This is a genomic window from Vibrio sp. 378, from assembly GCF_033339435.1.
Window position 1 is genome coordinate 1 of record NZ_JAWOUO010000733.1, and the last position, 623, is coordinate 623.

At 46.2% G+C, this 623-nt stretch carries 1 protein-coding gene and 1 pseudogene; one reads left to right on the top strand and one right to left on the bottom strand.

What is annotated here, in order from left to right; translation table 11 throughout:
- A pseudogene (locus R7Q48_RS28550) lies at positions 1-221 on the top strand (MFS transporter); the annotation flags it as partial.
- A gap of 53 nt (positions 222-274) precedes the next feature.
- On the opposite strand, the gene R7Q48_RS28555 reads toward R7Q48_RS28550, so the two are convergent.
- Positions 275-623 (bottom strand): helix-turn-helix transcriptional regulator (locus R7Q48_RS28555; protein WP_318133699.1); only part of this gene is annotated, 349 nt, incomplete at its 5' end.

Genomic DNA, 623 nt, shown 5'->3' on the forward strand with positions numbered 1-623 from the left:
TCGGCTGTGAAGGACTTGATGAACGCTTTATTGTCTCTGCAACTCAAGTCATGCTGTTTAGCTACAGCGTAGGCTCAGTAGCAGGCCCAGTGGTCGCAGACAAATTTATGGGCCAAGTACACGGCTTGTTGGGTTACTTGTTTGCGGCTTTGGTAGCGACATGCGTTTACATGTTGCTTGCAGCGAGCAAAACCAAACAGCAAATGGCTGCGGGCCTATAAAGCTAAAACAACCAAATGACCATTGAAAACGAGGGCTATCTGCCCTCGTTTTTTTATGCGTTTTCCATTAACTGCTTTCGATAACGTGTTGGCGAAATGCCGTAAAACTTCTTAAATCGATGCGTAAAGTTGTACGGGTCTCGGTATCCCAATCGATTAGCAATCATCGCAATTGACCACGCCCGGTATTGCAACAAGTCAGCTGCTTTGTGCATTCGCAGCTCGATCAACTTGCTCCTCGGACTCATATTGAAGAGCTGTTTCGACAAACGGTTTAGCTGTTCTTCACTAATAAAACATCGCTTCGCCATTTCACTGACAGTCCAAGGCAAATGCAGTTGCCCTTCTATCTCATTAAACAAGGTCTGAACACGCGAAAGCGACGTACTGATTGGCGTTTCC